Origin of the sequence: Aliisedimentitalea sp. MJ-SS2 (assembly GCF_032586155.1) — a bacterium.
GTDB lineage: Bacteria > Pseudomonadota > Alphaproteobacteria > Rhodobacterales > Rhodobacteraceae > JAWHTC01.
In genome coordinates, this window is the sequence record NZ_JAWHTC010000006.1 from 144,249 (window position 1) to 161,186 (window position 16,938).

14 protein-coding genes and 1 tRNA gene are annotated in these 16,938 nt (G+C 59.3%); 7 read left to right on the top strand and 8 right to left on the bottom strand.

Translation table 11 applies throughout. From position 1 onward, the window contains the following. Nucleotides 1–50 precede the first annotated feature (50 nt). From RXV86_RS20695 to RXV86_RS20705, 3 genes are all read left to right on the top strand, one after another. Nucleotides 51–764 (top strand): polysaccharide deacetylase family protein, encoded by a 714-nt coding sequence (locus tag RXV86_RS20695; protein WP_316302436.1) that lies wholly within the window; start codon nt 51–53, stop codon nt 762–764. 117 nt (nt 765–881) lie between these two features. Beyond that, complete coding sequence (locus RXV86_RS20700) at nt 882–3,299, top strand: FAD-dependent oxidoreductase (RefSeq protein ID WP_316302437.1); 2,418 nt, start codon at nt 882–884, stop codon at nt 3,297–3,299. Nucleotides 3,300–3,308: 9 nt separating this feature from the next. Continuing rightward, nucleotides 3,309–3,932: a nucleotidyltransferase family protein gene (locus RXV86_RS20705; RefSeq protein ID WP_316302438.1), complete on the top strand. Its 624-nt coding sequence runs from the start codon at nt 3,309–3,311 to the stop codon at nt 3,930–3,932. Here RXV86_RS20705 and RXV86_RS20710 read toward each other — a convergent pair. The 3 genes from RXV86_RS20710 to RXV86_RS20720 form a co-directional block, all read right to left on the bottom strand. Beyond that, on the bottom strand, nt 3,929–4,201 hold the full coding sequence (locus RXV86_RS20710; protein WP_316302439.1) for a hypothetical protein: 273 nt from the start codon (nt 4,199–4,201) through the stop codon (nt 3,929–3,931). The genes RXV86_RS20705 and RXV86_RS20710 overlap by 4 nt on opposite strands. Nucleotides 4,202–4,568: 367 nt before the next feature. Further along, entirely contained in the window at nt 4,569–5,285 is a 717-nt protein-coding gene (locus tag RXV86_RS20715) for a Hint domain-containing protein (RefSeq protein WP_316302440.1), read from the bottom strand. 751 nt (nt 5,286–6,036) lie between these two features. Continuing rightward, nucleotides 6,037–6,123 (bottom strand) — tRNA-Leu (locus RXV86_RS20720). A 189-nt stretch (nt 6,124–6,312) separates the two neighbouring features. On the opposite strand from RXV86_RS20720, the gene RXV86_RS20725 reads away from it, so the two are divergent. Further along, the gene (locus RXV86_RS20725; RefSeq protein WP_316302441.1) at nt 6,313–6,891 is read left to right on the top strand and encodes a YqaA family protein; all 579 of its coding nucleotides are present in this window, start codon (nt 6,313–6,315) and stop codon (nt 6,889–6,891) included. Then, nucleotides 6,888–7,364 (top strand): disulfide bond formation protein B, encoded by a 477-nt coding sequence (locus tag RXV86_RS20730; RefSeq protein WP_316302442.1) that lies wholly within the window; start codon nt 6,888–6,890, stop codon nt 7,362–7,364. The genes RXV86_RS20725 and RXV86_RS20730 overlap by 4 nt, the downstream gene beginning before the upstream one ends. 87 nt (nt 7,365–7,451) lie before the next feature. Here the strand turns inward: RXV86_RS20730 and RXV86_RS20735 are convergent, their stop codons facing one another. Then, on the bottom strand, nt 7,452–7,700 hold the full coding sequence (locus tag RXV86_RS20735) for an EF-hand domain-containing protein (protein ID WP_316302443.1): 249 nt from the start codon (nt 7,698–7,700) through the stop codon (nt 7,452–7,454). Between the two features lie 442 nt (nt 7,701–8,142). Further along, on the bottom strand, nt 8,143–11,868 hold the full coding sequence (locus tag RXV86_RS20740) for a vitamin B12-dependent ribonucleotide reductase (RefSeq protein WP_316302444.1): 3,726 nt from the start codon (nt 11,866–11,868) through the stop codon (nt 8,143–8,145). 659 nt (nt 11,869–12,527) lie between these two features. On the opposite strand from RXV86_RS20740, the gene RXV86_RS20745 reads away from it, so the two are divergent. Beyond that, nucleotides 12,528–12,938 carry a hypothetical protein gene (locus RXV86_RS20745; protein ID WP_316302445.1) on the top strand — a complete coding sequence of 137 codons (411 nt, stop codon included), beginning with the start codon at nt 12,528–12,530 and terminating at the stop codon, nt 12,936–12,938. A 10-nt stretch (nt 12,939–12,948) separates the two neighbouring features. On the opposite strand, the gene RXV86_RS20750 is transcribed toward RXV86_RS20745, so the two are convergent. Both RXV86_RS20750 and RXV86_RS20755 read right to left on the bottom strand, forming a co-directional pair. After that, nucleotides 12,949–14,109, bottom strand: a complete 1,161-nt coding sequence (locus RXV86_RS20750) for an acyl-CoA dehydrogenase family protein (protein ID WP_316302446.1) — start codon at nt 14,107–14,109, stop codon at nt 12,949–12,951. Then, complete coding sequence (locus RXV86_RS20755; RefSeq protein WP_316302447.1) at nt 14,106–15,209, bottom strand: CaiB/BaiF CoA-transferase family protein; 1,104 nt, start codon at nt 15,207–15,209, stop codon at nt 14,106–14,108. The genes RXV86_RS20750 and RXV86_RS20755 overlap by 4 nt, the downstream gene beginning before the upstream one ends. Nucleotides 15,210–15,334: 125 nt before the next feature. On the opposite strand from RXV86_RS20755, the gene RXV86_RS20760 reads away from it, so the two are divergent. After that, nucleotides 15,335–15,922 (top strand): hypothetical protein, encoded by a 588-nt coding sequence (locus RXV86_RS20760; protein WP_316302448.1) that lies wholly within the window; start codon nt 15,335–15,337, stop codon nt 15,920–15,922. Nucleotides 15,923–16,015: 93 nt separating this feature from the next. Here RXV86_RS20760 and RXV86_RS20765 read toward each other — a convergent pair whose 3' ends face one another. Then, nucleotides 16,016–16,492: a DUF995 domain-containing protein gene (locus tag RXV86_RS20765; RefSeq protein WP_316302449.1), complete on the bottom strand. Its 477-nt coding sequence runs from the start codon at nt 16,490–16,492 to the stop codon at nt 16,016–16,018. Nucleotides 16,493–16,938: the final 446 nt, after the last annotated feature.

Here is a 16,938-nt window from a genome sequence, read left to right on the forward strand (position 1 = left end):
GACCGGGTTCGGGCCAAATGGCCGAAAAACCAATTCTTGGGGCAATTGATATGAGTACGCCATCGGCACTTTGCCTGACTTTTGACGATAATTTCGTGGACTCCTGGCACCAGGCCGCGCCGCTGTTTGAGAAATACGGTGCGCGGGTCACCTTTTTCTTGTGCTGGCCGGAACGGATCACTCCGAAACAGCGTGATCTGCTGATGTCGCTGCAGGATATGGGTCACGAGATCGGGTTTCACACGCGCAGCCACGTGCGCCTGCCAAAATACCTGCAAACCCACAGCCTGGAAGACTACGTGTCCGATCAGATCGACGACGGACTCGATTGGATGCATAAGCTGGGTTTATCGCCACGCAGCTTTTCCTTCCCCTATTTCCGCTTTCGCCCCAAACTGATCGAGCCGCTTTTGGAACGGTTCGATATCCTGCGGCTGGAAGGTCCCTATGATGAATATCAGGACTCGCTCAGTCCTCGGTGGGGCAATCGCACGGTCAACACCTATTGCTTTACCGACAAGACAGGGATGGAGCTGTCCAACGCCTATTTCGCCGACCGGTTCGAGTGGCTGCGCCAACACGGCGGCGTCGGCGTGACCTGCGGGCATTTCATCGGAGCCACCGGCAACAAGTTCGCCCGGATGCGTTGTACCGAGGATGACCTGGAGGGGATCCTGGCGCTTGCGCGGGCTTATGATTTTGAATTCACCACGATGAGTGAGTTGGCCGCGCCCCAGCCCAAAGGACAACAGCAGGCCGCCTGACCTAGGTGGCACACTCCTGCCGGGCGGTGTTCCGTTTGCGCCCAAATCTGTCGCATTTCGCTTTGACCTTTGACAGGCCAAGCCGCAGGATCGCGCCACCACATGGCGGAGGTCCAAATGAAAACCAGCACACGGGTTGTTGTCATCGGGGGCGGCGTTGTCGGCTGCTCGGTACTGTATCATTTGACCAAACTCGGCTGGTCCGACGTGATGCTTGTGGAACGTTCGGACCTGACCAGCGGCAGCACCTGGCACGCGGCGGGCGGGTTTCACACCCTGAACGGCGATACCAACATGGCCGCGCTTCAGGGTTATACCATCCGGCTTTACAAGGAGCTGGAAGAGATCACCGGCATGTCCTGCGGGCTGCACCATGTCGGCGGCGTGACCCTGGCCGACAACCAAGACCGGATGGACATGCTTTTGGCCGAACGGGCCAAGCATCGGTACATGGGGCTTGAGACCGAGATCGTCGGACCGGATGAAATCAAGAAAATTGCGCCCGTCACCAATGTCGATGGCGTGATCGGCGCGCTTTACGACCCGCTGGATGGGCATCTTGACCCGTCCGGCACGACCCACGCCTATGCCAAGGCCGCCCGCATGGGCGGGGCTGTGATCGAAACCCACTGCATGGTGCGCGAGACAAACCAGCGCGCAGATGGCACATGGGACGTCGTGACCGACAAGGGCACGATCCATGCGGAACATGTAGTCAACGCGGGTGGCCTGTGGGCGCGTGAAGTGGGCGCCATGGCCGGTGTCTATTTCCCGCTGCACCCGATGGAGCACCAGTATCTGGTGACCGAAGACGTGCCGATGATCGTCGAGATGATGAAGGACGGCATCGAACACCCGCACGTGATGGACCCCGCCGGGGAAAGCTATCTGCGGCAGGAAGGCAACGGGCTGTGCATCGGGTTTTACGAACAGCCCTGCCGCCCCTGGGCCGTCGAGGGCACCAGCTGGGATTTCGGCCAGGACCTGCTGCCCGATGATTTCGACAAGATCGAGGACAGTATCGAGTTTGCCTACAAACGATTCCCCGATCTTGAACGCGCCGGTGTCAAGAACGTAATCCACGGGCCATTTACGTTCGCGCCCGATGGCAACCCGCTGGTCGGCCCGGTGCCGGGCATGCGCAACTACTGGTCGGCCTGCGCGGTGATGGCCGGGTTCAGTCAAGGTGGCGGCGTCGGGTTGATGCTCGCGCAATGGATGGTCGAAGGCGAATGCGAGCGCGACACCTTCGCGATGGATTGCGCCCGGTTCGGCGACTGGATCACCCCCGGCTATACACGGCCCAAGGTGATCGAGAACTATCAGAAACGCTTTTCGGTCAGCTATCCTAATGAGGAACTGCCCGCCGCCCGGCCCCTGCGGCAGACACCGATGTATGACATCTTTGACCAAATGGGTGCGGTCTGGGGCGCGCAATACGGGTTGGAAGTACCGAACTACTTTGCTGAGGGCGACGAGCCGCGGTACGAGACGCCCTCGTTCCGTCGCTCCAACGCCTGGGAGGCCACCAAGCGCGAGGTCAAGGCGGTGCGCGAGGCTGTCGGCATCAACGAGGTGCACAATTTCGGCAAATACCTTGTCACGGGGGCAAATGCGCGGGGCTGGCTGGACCGTATCATGGCCGGGCGCCTGCCCAAGCCGGGGCGGCTTTCGCTGACCCCGATGCTGAGTGAAAAAGGCCGGCTAATCGGAGATTTCACCATTTCCTGCCTCAGCGACGAGGCCTTCCAACTCACCGCCAGCTATGGCTCTCAGGCCTATCACATGCGTTGGTTCGAGCAACACGAGGCCGATGGCGTGCATGTCGAGAACATCTCGGACCGGCTGAACGGTTTCCAGATTGCCGGACCAAAGGCGCGCGAGGTGCTGCAGGACTGCACGCTGAGCGACATTTCGGACATGCGCTTCATGGACATCCGCCACCTCACCGTTGGCATGGTCGATTGTCTCGTGCAGCGGGTCTCATATACCGGCGATCTGGGGTTTGAAATCTACTGCGATCCTATGGCACAACGCAGCCTGTGGCAGACGCTTTGGGACGCGGGTCAGGCGCACGGGATGAAACCGTTCGGCATGCGGGCGATGATGTCGCTCAGGCTCGACAAGTTCTTCGGTTCGTGGCAGCGCGAGTTCTCGCCCGATTACACGCCCGGTGAAACCGGTATGGATCGCTTTATCAACTGGTCGAAAGAGGTTGATTTTATTGGGAAACATGCCGCATTAGCCGAACGGGAAAAAGGCGCTGAACGCACCCTTGTCGCCTTCGAGATCGACGCCGATGACGCCGATGTCGTCGCCTATGAGCCGATCTGGCATGATGGTGCGGTGATCGGCTTCTGTACCTCGGGTGGCTACTCGCATCACGCGGGCAAGAGCATCGCCATGGGGTTGATCCCCACCGATGTAGCTGAAGACGGGCTTGCGGTCGAGATCGAAATCCTTGGCCAGATGCGCGCGGCGATCCAAATCTCCACCCCGCTTTTTGATGCAGACGGGGCCAGGATGCGCGGTTAACATGCCGCCATGAGCGATGTTCTGATCCTGATCCCTGCCGCCGGTGCCTCGCGCCGGATGCAGGGCCGTGACAAACTTCTGGAGCAGATCGACGGCGAGGCAATCCTGACACGCCAGACCCGCCGGGCGCTTGCCACCGGCACCGATGTCCTGGTCACTCTGTCACGGGATCATCCGGACAGGCGCGCGGTGCTGACGCCACTCGACGCAGCGGAACTGACCCTGCTCACAATCGACGGGTCCGAGGGGATGGCGATCTCTTTTCGAACAGCGGCGTCATACGCTTCGGACCACGACTATACCGGTGTACTGGTGGCCTTGCCGGACATGCCCGATCTGGGCACGGGCGATCTTTGCCATGTCCTGGACACCTTTCGCACCGATCCGACAAAGGTCCATCGCGCAACGAGTTCGGATGGCCGACCCGGCCATCCCGTTGTTATTCCGAAACGTCTGTTCCCCCGACTTGCGGAACTCAGGGGCGATCAAGGCGCGCGTATGGCTTTGAGAGAGGAAACCCCGCGCCTGATTGCCTTGCCGGGCGTCCGCGCACTGATCGATCTTGACACACCGCAAGAATGGGCGGCCTGGAGGGATGGGACCGGTCAACACGCAGGAAATCACAAGCCTTAGGAGGCCAATTCGGTCGGCGGCGAGGCGGCCTCCCGCATGCATGGGGGCAGGATAATCTCGTCCACACCCTGAAAGACGATTGTGTCGGCTCCGTCGGTGATCGAGCCGCAATCCGGGCTCGACCAGTCAATGTCGACCGGATAGGTCAACTGTGACAAATCGATTTTCTGATAGGATTGGCCCGATGGGCCACCGATGATCTTGTCTTCACCTACACCGAGAAGGCGTGGTTTCAGAACAAAAACGCCATCATGTTGGCTGCCATCCATATCTACTGTCCTTGGGCGCATATTGACGGGAAATGCAAGTTCGGGTCTCATTGCTGCTCGCTCTACTGATTACTTGTCTTCCGGCAGCCTCTTTATGGGCCGCTTACATGGAAACGGTTACATGGAAACAATCGCGCCCGGATGTGGCCAGTTTTTACCAACACCGGGGGGTTTTTGCGGTCAAGCCGCGTTTTTATTGCGGAAAAACACCAAAAACGGGAAGGGATTTTCACCCCTTCCCGGTGTCCGAGCAAAAGGCATGGATGCCCGGACGCTGCATATTTCGGTTGTCTCTGTCAGATACCCGAGGCCGCGTCTTCGATCGGCCCCGAACGGTTGTTGTATCAACCCGTTGCCCGGCCGCTTCTCAGTGCGCTAGCAAACGGGCTTCGTGTTTCTTCAGTGACCGGCGTGCGGCCTGGAAACTGTTAATGCCTTTCTTGCTGTTCAGTTCGGGAAAGAGCGCGAACACCTCTTCGCGCTGTGGCTGGCCAAGCCGTTCAAGCGACGCCACGCCAGGCTGAAAGCTTTCGCTCCAGGCACCGTTCGAAAGCACCACCTCGTGCCGATCGAACAGAATGTGCACATATGTCACGCCCAGAGTGCCGACCTCGTCCACGCCCTTCAGGTCGGTCAAGTGCTTGGCCGCGGCCAGAACTTCACGCTCTTCAAAGTATAGCTGCGCCTTGTCACCGGTCGTCAGCACGCGATGCTGCGGCGACACTATGAGGTCGTATTCCGGCAGATTATCGCCAAGCGCGCCCTTCTGGATCAGGATCGGACGTAGATTCGGCTGGCGGGCGAGTTGGTGGCCGGTCAGGTTCTTCGAACCTATCCAGCGAATCTCCTGAATGGCGTTGTCGCGGGTAATGATCCTGTCGCCCTCTCGCAACTCTTCAACCAGACGCTCACCCTTGAGCGTGGCAATCATCGTTCCCGGTGTAAAACAATCGATGCTCTCGATGTCGCGGAAGGCCATGGTCTCATTCGATGCACCGGAGGATTCAAAGGCGTCGACGCTGCCATCGTCCGTGTCGGTACCGTGGACTCCGGAAAGCTCCCAATTGACCATCTGATCAGCCATAGTACGGACCCTTTCAATCGTGCCGGGAACGCCCTCCCCGGCCTTTGACCACGCGCCCAATCGCGGTACGGGCGCGCAAACGTCAGCTTCTTGCACAACGCGTCGGAACGAAATGAAAAGGCAAAGCAACCTTAGACGGGGGTTTCACACCGGTCTGGCGGCTTTCTCGCGGGGCCGGACCCTGTGGCGGATCACAGCTGACACTCCTTTTCGCATCCTCCAATGCATCACAGTTCAGCGGCCGCCCCATGGCCAAGAAACATGCCCCCAGTCGAGCAACGACAGTGATACCTTCCAAACCGGACCCAACAAACCGGAATTTGACCGAAAAAAGGCAGTTTCGGCCCCCTTTCCGCCCAATTCCGGCAGGAATTCGCCGAGATTTTAACGCGTTACCGGTGATTGTTTCCGTATGCGAATGACAACAGGAAACGGGATTACGCCAATGTTTAAAAGCTTGAACCGCAAAATCGGCGGGGTCCTGTCGCACGGGATAGCCCGGTGATCCGTTTCCAGCACGGAAACAATCGCCCATGTCGCAATTGTGGCAAAAAATGGACTCCGCGCCACATAACCTTGTGTGGATTGACCACTGTTGCAGAACCAATTCTCCAAATTCCTTCAAATTGGCCACGATCACAATGGATCGCCAGGAAAACGAGGTCGAATCGGATCGCGCTTTTCGATCCATGCCGGGGGCCGGGAAAAGCGACTACTGGTCCTTGCGGACGCGGCTGAATGAAAAACGCCATGGTACCCAAGGCCGGACTCGAACCGGCAAGGCCGTTAAGCCGGGGGATTTTGAATCCCCTGTGTCTACCAATTCCACCACTTGGGCATTTGGCATGGCGTCCCCCCATGTAGCGCGATGGTGCGCGGTGGAAAAGAGCAAAAACGCGTTCCAGCCACCGCAGATGTCGGCTTCCTCCGGGGCATTTTGCATTCTCCCCTCCGTTCGAGTGTGATAGAGGCAAGACAACGGCTCGGCACAACCATGAACCGGGCAAAGAAAAACGAGCAGACATCCATGTTACGCGGCCTTTACACCTGGACCATGCAGCTTGCGGATCATCCGCGCGCCATGTGGGTGTTGGCTCTGATTGCCTTTATTGAAAGCTCGGTCTTCCCGATCCCGCCGGACGTGATCATGATACCGATGATTCTGGCCCGCCCCAACCGCGCCTTCGCCATTGCCGGGGTGGCACTGGTGGCTTCGGTTCTGGGTGGGCTTCTGGGCTATGCCATCGGCGCGCTGGCATACGAGCAAATCGGCCAGCCGATCCTGGCCAGCATGGGCAAGGCCGAGGCGATGGAATCCTTCAACACCCGATTCAACGATTTCGGCTTCTGGGCGGTGCTGACAGCGGGCATGACCCCCTTCCCCTACAAGGTGATCACCATCATGTCGGGTTGGACCGGCATGCCGCTGGGCACTTTCATCGCCACCTCGATCCTGGCGCGGGGGTTGCGTTTCTTCATCGTGGCCGCCCTGCTATGGAAGTACGGCGCACCCATTCGTGATTTCATCGAGCGCCGCCTTGGTCTTATGTTCATCTTGTTTGTGGCCCTGCTTCTGGGCGGATTCTATGTGGTGAGGTACCTATGAACCTTCTGACACGCCCCAACCTGGTCTTCCTTGCCGCCGGCGGATCCGCTGCGCTGATGCTTGGTGCGCTGTTTTTTCAATACGTGATGAAACTGCCGCCCTGCGAGCTGTGCTATTGGCAGCGCTATCCGCATATCGCCGCAATCGCCATCGGCATGCTGGCCCTGATGATCCCGGGGCGCGGTCTGCCGCTTCTGGGGGCTCTGGCGGCGCTGACCACAAGTGGTATCGGCGTCTACCACACCGGGGTTGAACGCGCCTGGTGGAAAGGTCCAGAAAGCTGCACTGGCGGCGGCGATGCCCTGGGCGGCCTGTCCGGCAGCGATCTTCTCAGCATGGATACCCCTACCGGGATCGTCATGTGCGACGAGGTGCCGTGGGAGATGTTCACCCTGTCCATGGCCAGTTGGAACGCGATTGCTTCGTTTGGTCTTGTGCTGATCTGGCTGCTTGCGGCGCGCAGCCGGGTCTGACCCTTCATTCGATCTGTCAAGCGCAGCCCCCGGCCTTGGGGTCCACCGGAGGCTGCTCGGGCTATGCCCGCCTAGGGGTTAGGCGGATCAGCCGTCCGAAATGGGTTTGATCAACCCGGACTCTTGCGCGGCCTGCATTTCACCGTCATCCAGCGCACCGTCGCCATTGGTGTCCATCTCCGAGAACGCTTCGGCCGTGGTGTCGGTGTAGACCGCCTGCATCTCTTCGATGGTGATCATACCGTCACCGTTGGCGTCGAGTTCGACGGCGGCAAAGGCAAGTGTCGGGCTGAGGATCAGGCCAAGCGCGGCCAGGGTTTTGCTCATATGGGTCATTGTTCCGTGTCTCCATTGTTGGTCTTGGGAAAGCATCCTTGCTTTCGCCGCCAACTGGCCCCAGGTGACGCCGCAACGAAACCCCTGCGCTGCGGGCTGCCCGTTTCACGCCAATCGCCGCCGGAAACTCCACTCGCCCCAAGCGGGTATCAGCCGGGTAAAATTCCGCCGATCCAAGCGGGCAGAATTGCGCCTGCGTAACCTGCGGATTTCAGCGGCAATCAGCCATGAAACCTTGTGACCGGGGCTCGGCAGAACCCCGCCGCCCCGCCCTTACGCTCTGCTGAGCGCAGCGGGGACCGGCGGCGAATGCAGTACGAAAAAAGGGGGGCCAATGGCCCCCCGTTAGTTTCGCCGTTCAGGCTCACTCATTAGTTTACCGCCCGGTTTTTGCCTGCGGCCTGAACGTCGTCAGGGGCGAGCGCACCCGCCCCGGATCTCTTTAGCTACACCCGCTCGTCGCGCCGCAGGTGTTGCATTTCATGCAGGTGCCGTTGCGCACCAGCGTGTAGTTGCCGCAATCGCCACAGGCTTCACCCTCGTAGCCCTGCATCTTGGCCTTGGTGCGCGCGTCCATCTGGGTCGATGCGCTGGCAACGGTTTCCGTCGCCGTGGCCGAGGTGCTGCGGGTCTTGACGTTGACCAGCATGGTGGCGTCCCCGCCCCCGCCCGAATTCGACTTGGCGGTCTCGGGCACCAGCGTTTGCAGCGCCACTTCCGGGTCGGCCCCGTCGAGCGCCGTGGCGCCGACGGATTGACCACCGTTCAGCACCACAAGTTCCTGCGGCAGACGCTTGCGCAGATAGCCGGTCGAGCTGATCTGTTTCAGCACTTCGAGCGAGCGGGTTGCAGCGGTTTCCGACATCTCGGCGATGTTGGACACCCCTTCCTCTTCGCCGCGACCCAGGTCATCAAACGCGGTGCCTTCGGGTTTGATATGCGCCAGGTCGGTGCGGTCGAGATAGCTGACAGCCAGTTCGCGGAAGATATAGTCGAGGATCGAGGTCGCGTTCTTGATCGAGTCATTGCCCTGCACCATGCCGGCCGGTTCGAACTTGGTGAAGGTGAATGCATCGACGAACTCTTCCAGCGGCACGCCGTATTGCAGACCGACCGACACGGCGATGGCAAAGTTGTTCATCATCGCCCGGAAGCCGGCACCTTCCTTGTGCATGTCAATGAAGATTTCGCCCAACTGGCCGTCTTCATACTCGCCGGTGCGCAGGTAAACCTTGTGGCCCCCGACAACCGCCTTCTGGGTATAGCCCTTGCGGCGTTCCGGCATCTTCTCGCGGTGCGACTTGACGATTTCCTTGACGATCACCTTTTCGATGATCTTCTCGGCCAGTACCGTGGCTTTCTCTTGCGGCGAGCCGCTTTCCAGAACCTCTGCCGCCTCTTCGTCATCCTCGACCAGAGCCGCTGCCAAAGGCTGGCTCAGTTTCGAGCCGTCACGATAGAGCGCGTTGGCCTTGATGCCGAGCGACCACGACAGCTCGTATGCCTTCTGGCAATCCTCGATGGTGGCATCGTTGGGCATGTTGATCGTTTTACTGATCGCCCCCGAGATAAAGCTCTGTGCTGCCGCCATCATGGTGATGTGGCTGTCGACGCTGAGATAACGCTTGCCCTTCTTGCCGCAGGGGTTGGCGCAATCGAAAATCGGGTAGTGTTCGGTTTTCAGATGTGGCGCACCCTCAAGGGTCATGGTGCCACACACGTGGTCATTGGCCCCGTCAATGTCGGCGCGGGCATAGCCCAGGTGTCGCAGCATGTCGAACGTCGGATCATTCAGCTTCTCAGCCGGAATGCCCAGCGTCTTGGTGCAAAAATCCTCGCCCAGGGTCCACTGGTTGAACACGAAGCGGATATCGAAGGCGGTCTCCAGCGCCGCCTCGATCTTGTCCAGTTCCGGCTGACCAAAGCCATGACCGATCAGCGAGGTATGGTTGATCCCCGGCGCATTGCCAAGCGTGCCGTGACCCACCGCATAGCCGATGATTTCTTCGATCTGGGCGCTGCCATAGCCGAGTTTTTCAAGCGCGGCAGGCACCGACTGGTTGATGATCTTGAAATAACCGCCACCGGCCAGCTTCTTGAATTTCACCAGGGCGAAATCGGGCTCGATGCCTGTGGTGTCGCAATCCATCACCAGGCCGATGGTGCCGGTGGGCGCAATCACAGAAACCTGTGCGTTGCGATAGCCGTGGACCTCGCCCAGACGATGGGCCTCGTCCCACACCGCCATGGCCAGATCGACCAGCTTCGCATCCGGACAGTTTGCCAGGTCGAGCGGCACCGGCTTGATCGCCAGACCTTCGTAGCCTTCCGTCGCGCCATAGGCGGCGTTGCGGTGGTTGCGGATGACGCGCAGCATGTGCTCGGCATTGCGCTCGTAACTTGGGAACGGACCCAGCTCGCCAGCCATCTCGGCCGAGGTGGCATAGCTGACACCGGTCATGATCGCGGTCAGCGCACCGCCAAGGGCGCGGCCTTCGTCGCTGTCATAGCCCAGCCCCATGTTCATCAGCAGGCCGCCGATGTTGGCATAGCCAAGGCCCAGCGTGCGGAAGTCATAGGAGAGTTGGGCAATTTCCTTGGACGGGAACTGCGCCATCATCACCGAGATTTCCAGCGTGATCGTCCACAGACGGGTCACATGCATGTAGTCCTCGGCCTGGAACACACCATCCTTGAGGAAGGTCAGCAGGTTCATCGACGCCAGGTTACAGGCGGTATCATCCAGGAACATGTATTCGGAACAAGGGTTTGAACCGCGAATCTCACCGTCTTCGGGGCAAGTGTGCCACGAGTTGATGGTGTCGTGATACTGGATGCCCGGATCGGCACAGGCCCAGGCTGCGTGGCCGACCTGCTCCCACAGATCGCGCGCCTTGATGGTCTTGGCGACGCTGCCGTCGGTGCGGCGGATCAGCTCCCAATCGGCGTCCTCTTCAACCGCCTTGAGGAAGGCGTCGGTGACGCGGATCGAGTTGTTCGAGTTCTGGCCCGAGACCGAGGCATAGGCCTCGCTATCCCAATCGGTGTCATAGGTCGGGAACTCGATGCTGGCGTAACCCTGCTTGGCATAATCCAGCACGCGCTTGACGTAGGTTTCCGGGATCGCGACCTTCTTGGCCTCGCGGATCGCCGTTTTCAGCGCCTCGTTCTTCTTGGGATCAACCGCGTCATTCAGATCGCCATCCCATTTTCCAATGGCACCAAAGATGAGGTTGAGCTTCTCTTCGTGCATCTTCGAGCCGGCGACGATCGAAGCAACCTTCTGCTCTTCCTTGACCTTCCAGTTGATGTATTCCTCGATATCCGGGTGGTCGGCGTCGACGATCACCATCTTGGCCGCGCGGCGCGTGGTGCCACCCGACTTGATCGCGCCCGCTGCCCGGTCACCGATTTTCAGGAATCCCATCAGGCCACTGGATTTGCCGCCACCCGACAGCGCTTCGCCATCGGCGCGCAAGCTGGAGAAGTTGGTGCCCGTACCAGAGCCATATTTGAACAGACGCGCCTCACGCACCCAGAGGTCCATGATGCCGCCGTCGCCCACGAGATCATCACCGACCGACTGGATGAAGCAGGCATGCGGCTGCGGATGTTCGTAGGATGATTTCGAGCGGGTCAGCTTCTTGCTTTCGTGATCGACATAGTAATGCCCCTGCGCCGGGCCATCGATGCCATAGGCCCAGTGCAGACCGGTGTTGAACCATTGCGGGCTGTTCGGGGCCGCGCGTTGGGTCGCCAGCATGTGGCGCATTTCGTCGAAATAGGCGCTCGCGTCTTCCACGGTGGTGAAATAGCCACCCTTCCAGCCCCAGTAGGCCCAGGCCCCTGCCAGCCGGTCGAAAACCTGCTTCGAGCTGGTTTCGCCACCAATCTCGACATCGTCGCCATCGGGAACCGAGCGCCAAAGGAATTCGGGCACGCCCTTTTCCTTGACCTTCTTCAACCGCGCCGGAACGCCCGCTTTCCGGAAGTATTTCTGTGCAATCACGTCCGAGGCCACCTGGCTCCAGCTTGCGGGTACTTCCACCTCGTCCAGCTTGAATACGGTGGTGCCGTCCGGGTTTCGAATTTCCGAAGTGGTTTTTACGAATTCCAGTTCCGCGTATGCGTCCTGACCTGCCTTGGTGAATTTTCTTTCAATTTTCATTGCTGCCCCATAGTCCCAGCGTTGTTTCCCCAATGCCCAGCAATCGCCGTTCCGATTGACCAGACACACCAGAGTCGGGGTTTCAGCAAAGGCAAATCTTAACCGGGCGCGTACCGCATCCTCTGCGCCACGCAATCTGTCCAGCGTTAGTCGCCGGTTAGTTTAACGGTTTCTTTTTTGTCCCTGCCTAGCTCTCGCGCCACTATATGTTGTGGCTCCCTCACCGGCCTGCACAATTTGCCGTGACACCCCATATGGGTCAACTTCTTTATTTATAAATTTCCCGGATTTTGTTGTTGACCGTAACAGAGCCACAACCCCTTGTGCGCGCCGAGGTGATTCATCCACAAGCTCGGCGACCGGAAACAGGCTTGGACTTGACCTTGGGTGAACATGGCGAAACAGTAGGTTTTCGGCTGAGTTATGGGCCTTTCCCGAGGTTTCGCTAAAACTTTCGGATCGCGGCGCAGGACAGAGTCGTTAACAATTTGGGCGATGGTAAAAAAAATTTGCGGTCTTCGAGATTGCATCGCCATTCGTGGAAAAAGGAACACATGTTGAAGTCAAAGTTGCGAATCTCCTTTGCACTTCCGCTTGTGGCCGCACTTCTTGCCGGCTGCGAAACCGCAACATCAGAAGTCGCTGTTCCGGGTAGGAACATGCAGGTGACGTCGGCCTTCTTCAGCGAAGACCCCGAGCGGTTGATCAACGCCGCCCGCCGCGCCTGCAGCAGTCCGAACGAAGAATTCATCCGCCCCCGCGCCGGCGTCGCCCAATGTCGCCTTCTGATGGACCCGGAGGCCACGGCGGCAGTGATTCTCCAATTCGACGGCGTGATCGAGGATCTGCCGCAACTGGTGATCAGCCTGTCATCCGCCAGAGCGGGCGACGGCCATGTTGTTTCGGGCTGCGCCTTTGTCAAGGTGCCGCAGCGAAACGGCCAAGTTCTGCGCGTGGTGCAGGAGGACCGTAAAATCCAGTTGAAATTGAGCCAGATGCTTGATGCCGTCGGCGGCAAACCGGTTCGCGACGTGCCCGAAGAATTCGCCGAACGCTGCTACAGCCTGTGATCCCGACTCGTCAGAGTTCGGTCAGACTGCGTGCAATTAGTTCCTTCATGACCTCGTTGGCCCCGCCATAAATCTTCTGCACCCGCGAATCCGCATACATCTGCGCGATGGGATACTCCATCATGTAGCCGTAACCGCCATGCAACTGCAGGCACTCATCCACCGCGTCACATTGCATCTGTGTGCACCACCATTTCGCCATGCTGGCTGTGGTCGCGTCCAGCTCGCCACGCATGTGCCGCGCCACGCAATCATCGACAAAAACCCGCGCAACATGGGTGATGGTTTTGACCTCGGCCAGTTTGAACCGCGTGTTCTGAAGCGCCAGAAGCGGTTTGCCGAAGGCCTTGCGCTCGGATGTATAGGCCACGGTTTCCTGCAAGGCTTTCTCCATCACGGCCACTGCACCGATGGCAATCACCAGCCGTTCCTGGGGCAAAGCCTTCATCAACTGATAGAAGCCCTGCCCCTCTTCACCCCCCAACAGATTCTCGGGGCCGACCCGAACATTGTCGAAGAACAGTTCGGACGTGTCCTGGCTCTTGAGCCCGAGTTTTTCCAGGTTCCGTCCGCGGCGAAAGCCTTCCGCCTCGTCGGTTTCCACCACAATCAATGACATGCCCCTGGCCCCGGCCTCGTCCCCGGTTTTTGCCACCACGATCACAAGGTCGGCCTGTTGGCCGTTGGTGATGAAAGTTTTCGAGCCGTTAATCACATATTCATTGCCCTCAAGCCGCGCCGTTGTGCGCACGTTCTGCAAATCCGACCCGGTACCCGGCTCGGTCATGGCGATGGCACAGACCGCTTCACCGGTCGCCATTTTCGGCAACCAGCGTTTCTTCTGATCTTCGGTACCATAATCCAGGATGTAGCCCGCGCAGATTTGCGAATGCACGCTGTTGCCAAACCCGGACACACCCCCGGCACGAAACTGTTCGGTGGTAATGATCGCCTCGTGGCGAAAATCGCCGCCCATACCGCCATATTCTTCCGGCACGCTTGCACAGAGCAGCCCCATCTCGCCGGCCTTCATCCAGAAATCACGGTCGATATGGCCCTGTTTCTGCCAGCGTCCCTCATGCGGGACCATCTCGGCCATGTAGAACTTGGAAATGGCGTCGCCAAACATGCGCAACTCGTCATCCATCCAGGCGGGTTCATATCCACTCATGCGGCGTCTCCCTCATCCATGCCCAACTCGGCCAGTATCTCTTTTGTGTGGTCCCCCCGCATCGGGATCGGTGGCGGGGTCCATTCCGCCGTGCCCAAAAACCGCGGCGCCGGGGCGGCCTGCAACACACCATCGTTCTCGTGCCAGGTCTTGCGCGCAAGGTTCATCTCGTGCGCCGCGGCCTCTTCGGGATTAAGAACCGGTGCAACGCACGCATCCGTCCCCAGGAACAGCGTTTCCCAATGGGCACGCGGTTTCTCGGCAAACATCGCCGCCAGTCGTTCGGTCAACGCGGGCCAACTTCGTTTGTCATATTGCGCCCTGAATGCCTCATCCTCGGCCAGTCCCATCAGGTCCAGGAAGATTGCATAGAATTTCGGCTCCAGACATTGCACGCTCATGAAACCACCGTCTGACGTGGAATACGACCGGCTCCAGTGCGGCCCATCCAACAAGTTGGCCCCGCGCGTCACGCCAAAGTTCCCGGTCTGGCGCATGGTCATCATCAGGTTCATCATATGCGCCGAGCCATCATAGATCGCGGCGTCCACCACTGTGCCCTGACCTGTGGCCCGCGCCCGCATGATCCCGGCCAGAATCCCAACCGCCAGATACATCGACCCGCCACCGATATCGCCCACCAGTGTCGGCGGCGTGAATGGCGCGTCGCCCGCATCCGAGGCATACCACGCGGCACCCGCCATTGAGATGTAATTGAGATCATGACCGGCCGCCGTTGAGAGCGGCCCTTCCTGGCCCCAGCCGGTCATGCGACCAAAAACCAGGCCTGGATTCCGTGCGTGACAGGCCTTTGGGCCGATCCCCAGCTTTTCCATAACCCCGGGCCGAAACCCTTCGATCAGGCCATCGGCGCTCGCGACCAGCGCCATGAAAATCTCGATGTCAGCCGGATCTTTGAGGTTCAATTCGATCGAGCGTTTTCCGCGATCCAAAATCGACTGCTCAGGCATGCCCGGCGTCGCGGCACCGCCCTTGCGATGCACCACGATCACCTCGGCCCCCAGATCCGCCAACAACATCCCGGTGAACGGTCCCGGTCCGAGCCCTTCGACCTCGACGATTCGAACACCCTGCAGCACGACAGTCTCCCTTCCAGCTTCCGCCCCATCAAAGCACGAAATCCGCCCTGTTGCGCAAGGTCCGCCAGCCTAGCTACGTGACGTCACCCGCAGGTGCCGTGTGACCGACTCCGTGTCCTTGGTACATGCTGGAAAATCCAGGGTTGCACCCGCGCATTCGACACGGAACCGCCCTGCGGAAAGCCCTGAGCGACCTGGCGCATGCCTATTTCGAACAGCAAATCCGCCTGTCGGAATTCAGGCAGAACGCGCGCAAGCTGTCGCTGAGCCAGCTTAACGCCGAGGTGAACCTGCGCCGGTCGGAATTGAATGAAGCCCGTTCGAACTACCAGACCCGGGTCGAGTTGGACGCCGTAGACCGGGACTATGTCTATCTGGCCGGCGAAGTTGGCGCCCAAGGCCGTTACACCATGCCATTCGGACGCAAGGCCAGCCTTGCCGACGCGCTCTTTGACAGCGCCCAAGGCGTTCCGACCAAAACCGGGAACATTGCCGAAGTTTACGTTCTGCGCGGTGCCCAATCCGGTTCGGGAGTAACGGCCCGGCATCTCGATGCGCGCAACGTGGCGAACCTCGTCCTTGCGACAAGGTTCGAACTCCGCCCGAACGACATCGTCTTCGTTGCCGAGCAACCGGTGACCCGGTGGGGCCGCGTGATCAACCAGATCACACCTTCCCTGATCACATCTTCGGTGGGTGCGGTTACCGACTAGACGCGCCTGGTTTCGGGGTTGTCTGTCAATACCCGTCTGCGCCCCGGACACTCAATGTGTCGGGGCGGGCGGATGTCAAAGGCCGTGACGAGATCAGAGGCCGAGCTTTGATCGCGTCGCCCGCACGTTGCTTTGGAATTTGTAGCCGCGCACCATGCCCGCGTCGTTGTCGACCGGCCACCATTCGGAATCGCCGGGCCACGAACGCCAGACTTTCCCTGCACGATCAACGACATGCGAGATGCAAACCGTCTCACCCTTGGATTTTCCAGCGCGGTTTCCATTGGGCCAGTACCAGTTCAGGTTTTGGCAAAGGACCCCCTGGTTATCGACCGTCCATTTTCCGGCGCCAAGGTTTTCTGGTTGTTCCTGGCACCATGCCCGCGCCTGCCAATTGGGCGCGAAATAGATGCCGCCGCCACAGTTTTCCTCCCACATGTCGGTTTTCCCGGCATAGATCTGGGCGATTTTCTGGGCCGTCGCCGGCTGTGCTCCACGAGGCATCTTGTCTGCGACCGCGACCGCGGGAACCGAGAAGAGAAGAAATAGAACTGCAAGTCTGCGAATCATGACGTTTTCCTCCGAAAGCTGTCAATTGAGGCCATACAAATGCCTCTTTCGCGAAAAGTCGGTCAAGAATTGGGTTGGAGATACACCGTTTCCAAATCGAAGACACCGGCGCGAATCGTGCGCAGGCACTTTTTTGACTGATTCCCGGATGAATCGCCTGTTATCGACGGTTTTTGCCGCCCAATTGCGGCCATAGGCCAATCCCTTTGGTTCCGAAACGTAAACAATCATCGCGGACTGGGCCTCATTGCTGTCAAATTGTGAGCGAATTTCTCCTCATTCTCGACATATTTGCGAATTTTCTGCCCAAATTTTGCCACATCAGATACTGTCATCAGGTGGGGGCAGACGCCGATTCTGTTGAAACGGCTCTGACGGGGTTTTTGATCTCATGCGCGAAATGAGACCGACCAGAAACAAACGTGATCTGCATTCGCGAAAGCGAC

What these genes read in the sequence shown, in the direction of transcription:
- RXV86_RS20695 (WP_316302436.1), top strand. Translation starts at nt 51, where the DNA reads ATGAGTACGCCATCGGCACTTTGCCTGACTTTTGACGATAATTTCGTG.
- RXV86_RS20700 (WP_316302437.1), top strand. Translation starts at nt 882, where the DNA reads ATGAAAACCAGCACACGGGTTGTTGTCATCGGGGGCGGCGTTGTCGGC.
- RXV86_RS20705 (WP_316302438.1), top strand. Translation starts at nt 3,309, where the DNA reads ATGAGCGATGTTCTGATCCTGATCCCTGCCGCCGGTGCCTCGCGCCGG.
- RXV86_RS20710 (WP_316302439.1), bottom strand. Translation starts at nt 4,201, where the DNA reads ATGGATGGCAGCCAACATGATGGCGTTTTTGTTCTGAAACCACGCCTT.
- RXV86_RS20715 (WP_316302440.1), bottom strand. Translation starts at nt 5,285, where the DNA reads ATGGCTGATCAGATGGTCAATTGGGAGCTTTCCGGAGTCCACGGTACC.
- RXV86_RS20725 (WP_316302441.1), top strand. Translation starts at nt 6,313, where the DNA reads ATGTTACGCGGCCTTTACACCTGGACCATGCAGCTTGCGGATCATCCG.
- RXV86_RS20730 (WP_316302442.1), top strand. Translation starts at nt 6,888, where the DNA reads ATGAACCTTCTGACACGCCCCAACCTGGTCTTCCTTGCCGCCGGCGGA.
- RXV86_RS20735 (WP_316302443.1), bottom strand. Translation starts at nt 7,700, where the DNA reads ATGACCCATATGAGCAAAACCCTGGCCGCGCTTGGCCTGATCCTCAGC.
- RXV86_RS20740 (WP_316302444.1), bottom strand. Translation starts at nt 11,868, where the DNA reads ATGAAAATTGAAAGAAAATTCACCAAGGCAGGTCAGGACGCATACGCG.
- RXV86_RS20745 (WP_316302445.1), top strand. Translation starts at nt 12,528, where the DNA reads ATGCAGGTGACGTCGGCCTTCTTCAGCGAAGACCCCGAGCGGTTGATC.
- RXV86_RS20750 (WP_316302446.1), bottom strand. Translation starts at nt 14,109, where the DNA reads ATGAGTGGATATGAACCCGCCTGGATGGATGACGAGTTGCGCATGTTT.
- RXV86_RS20760 (WP_316302448.1), top strand. Translation starts at nt 15,335, where the DNA reads ATGCTGGAAAATCCAGGGTTGCACCCGCGCATTCGACACGGAACCGCC.
- RXV86_RS20765 (WP_316302449.1), bottom strand. Translation starts at nt 16,492, where the DNA reads ATGATTCGCAGACTTGCAGTTCTATTTCTTCTCTTCTCGGTTCCCGCG.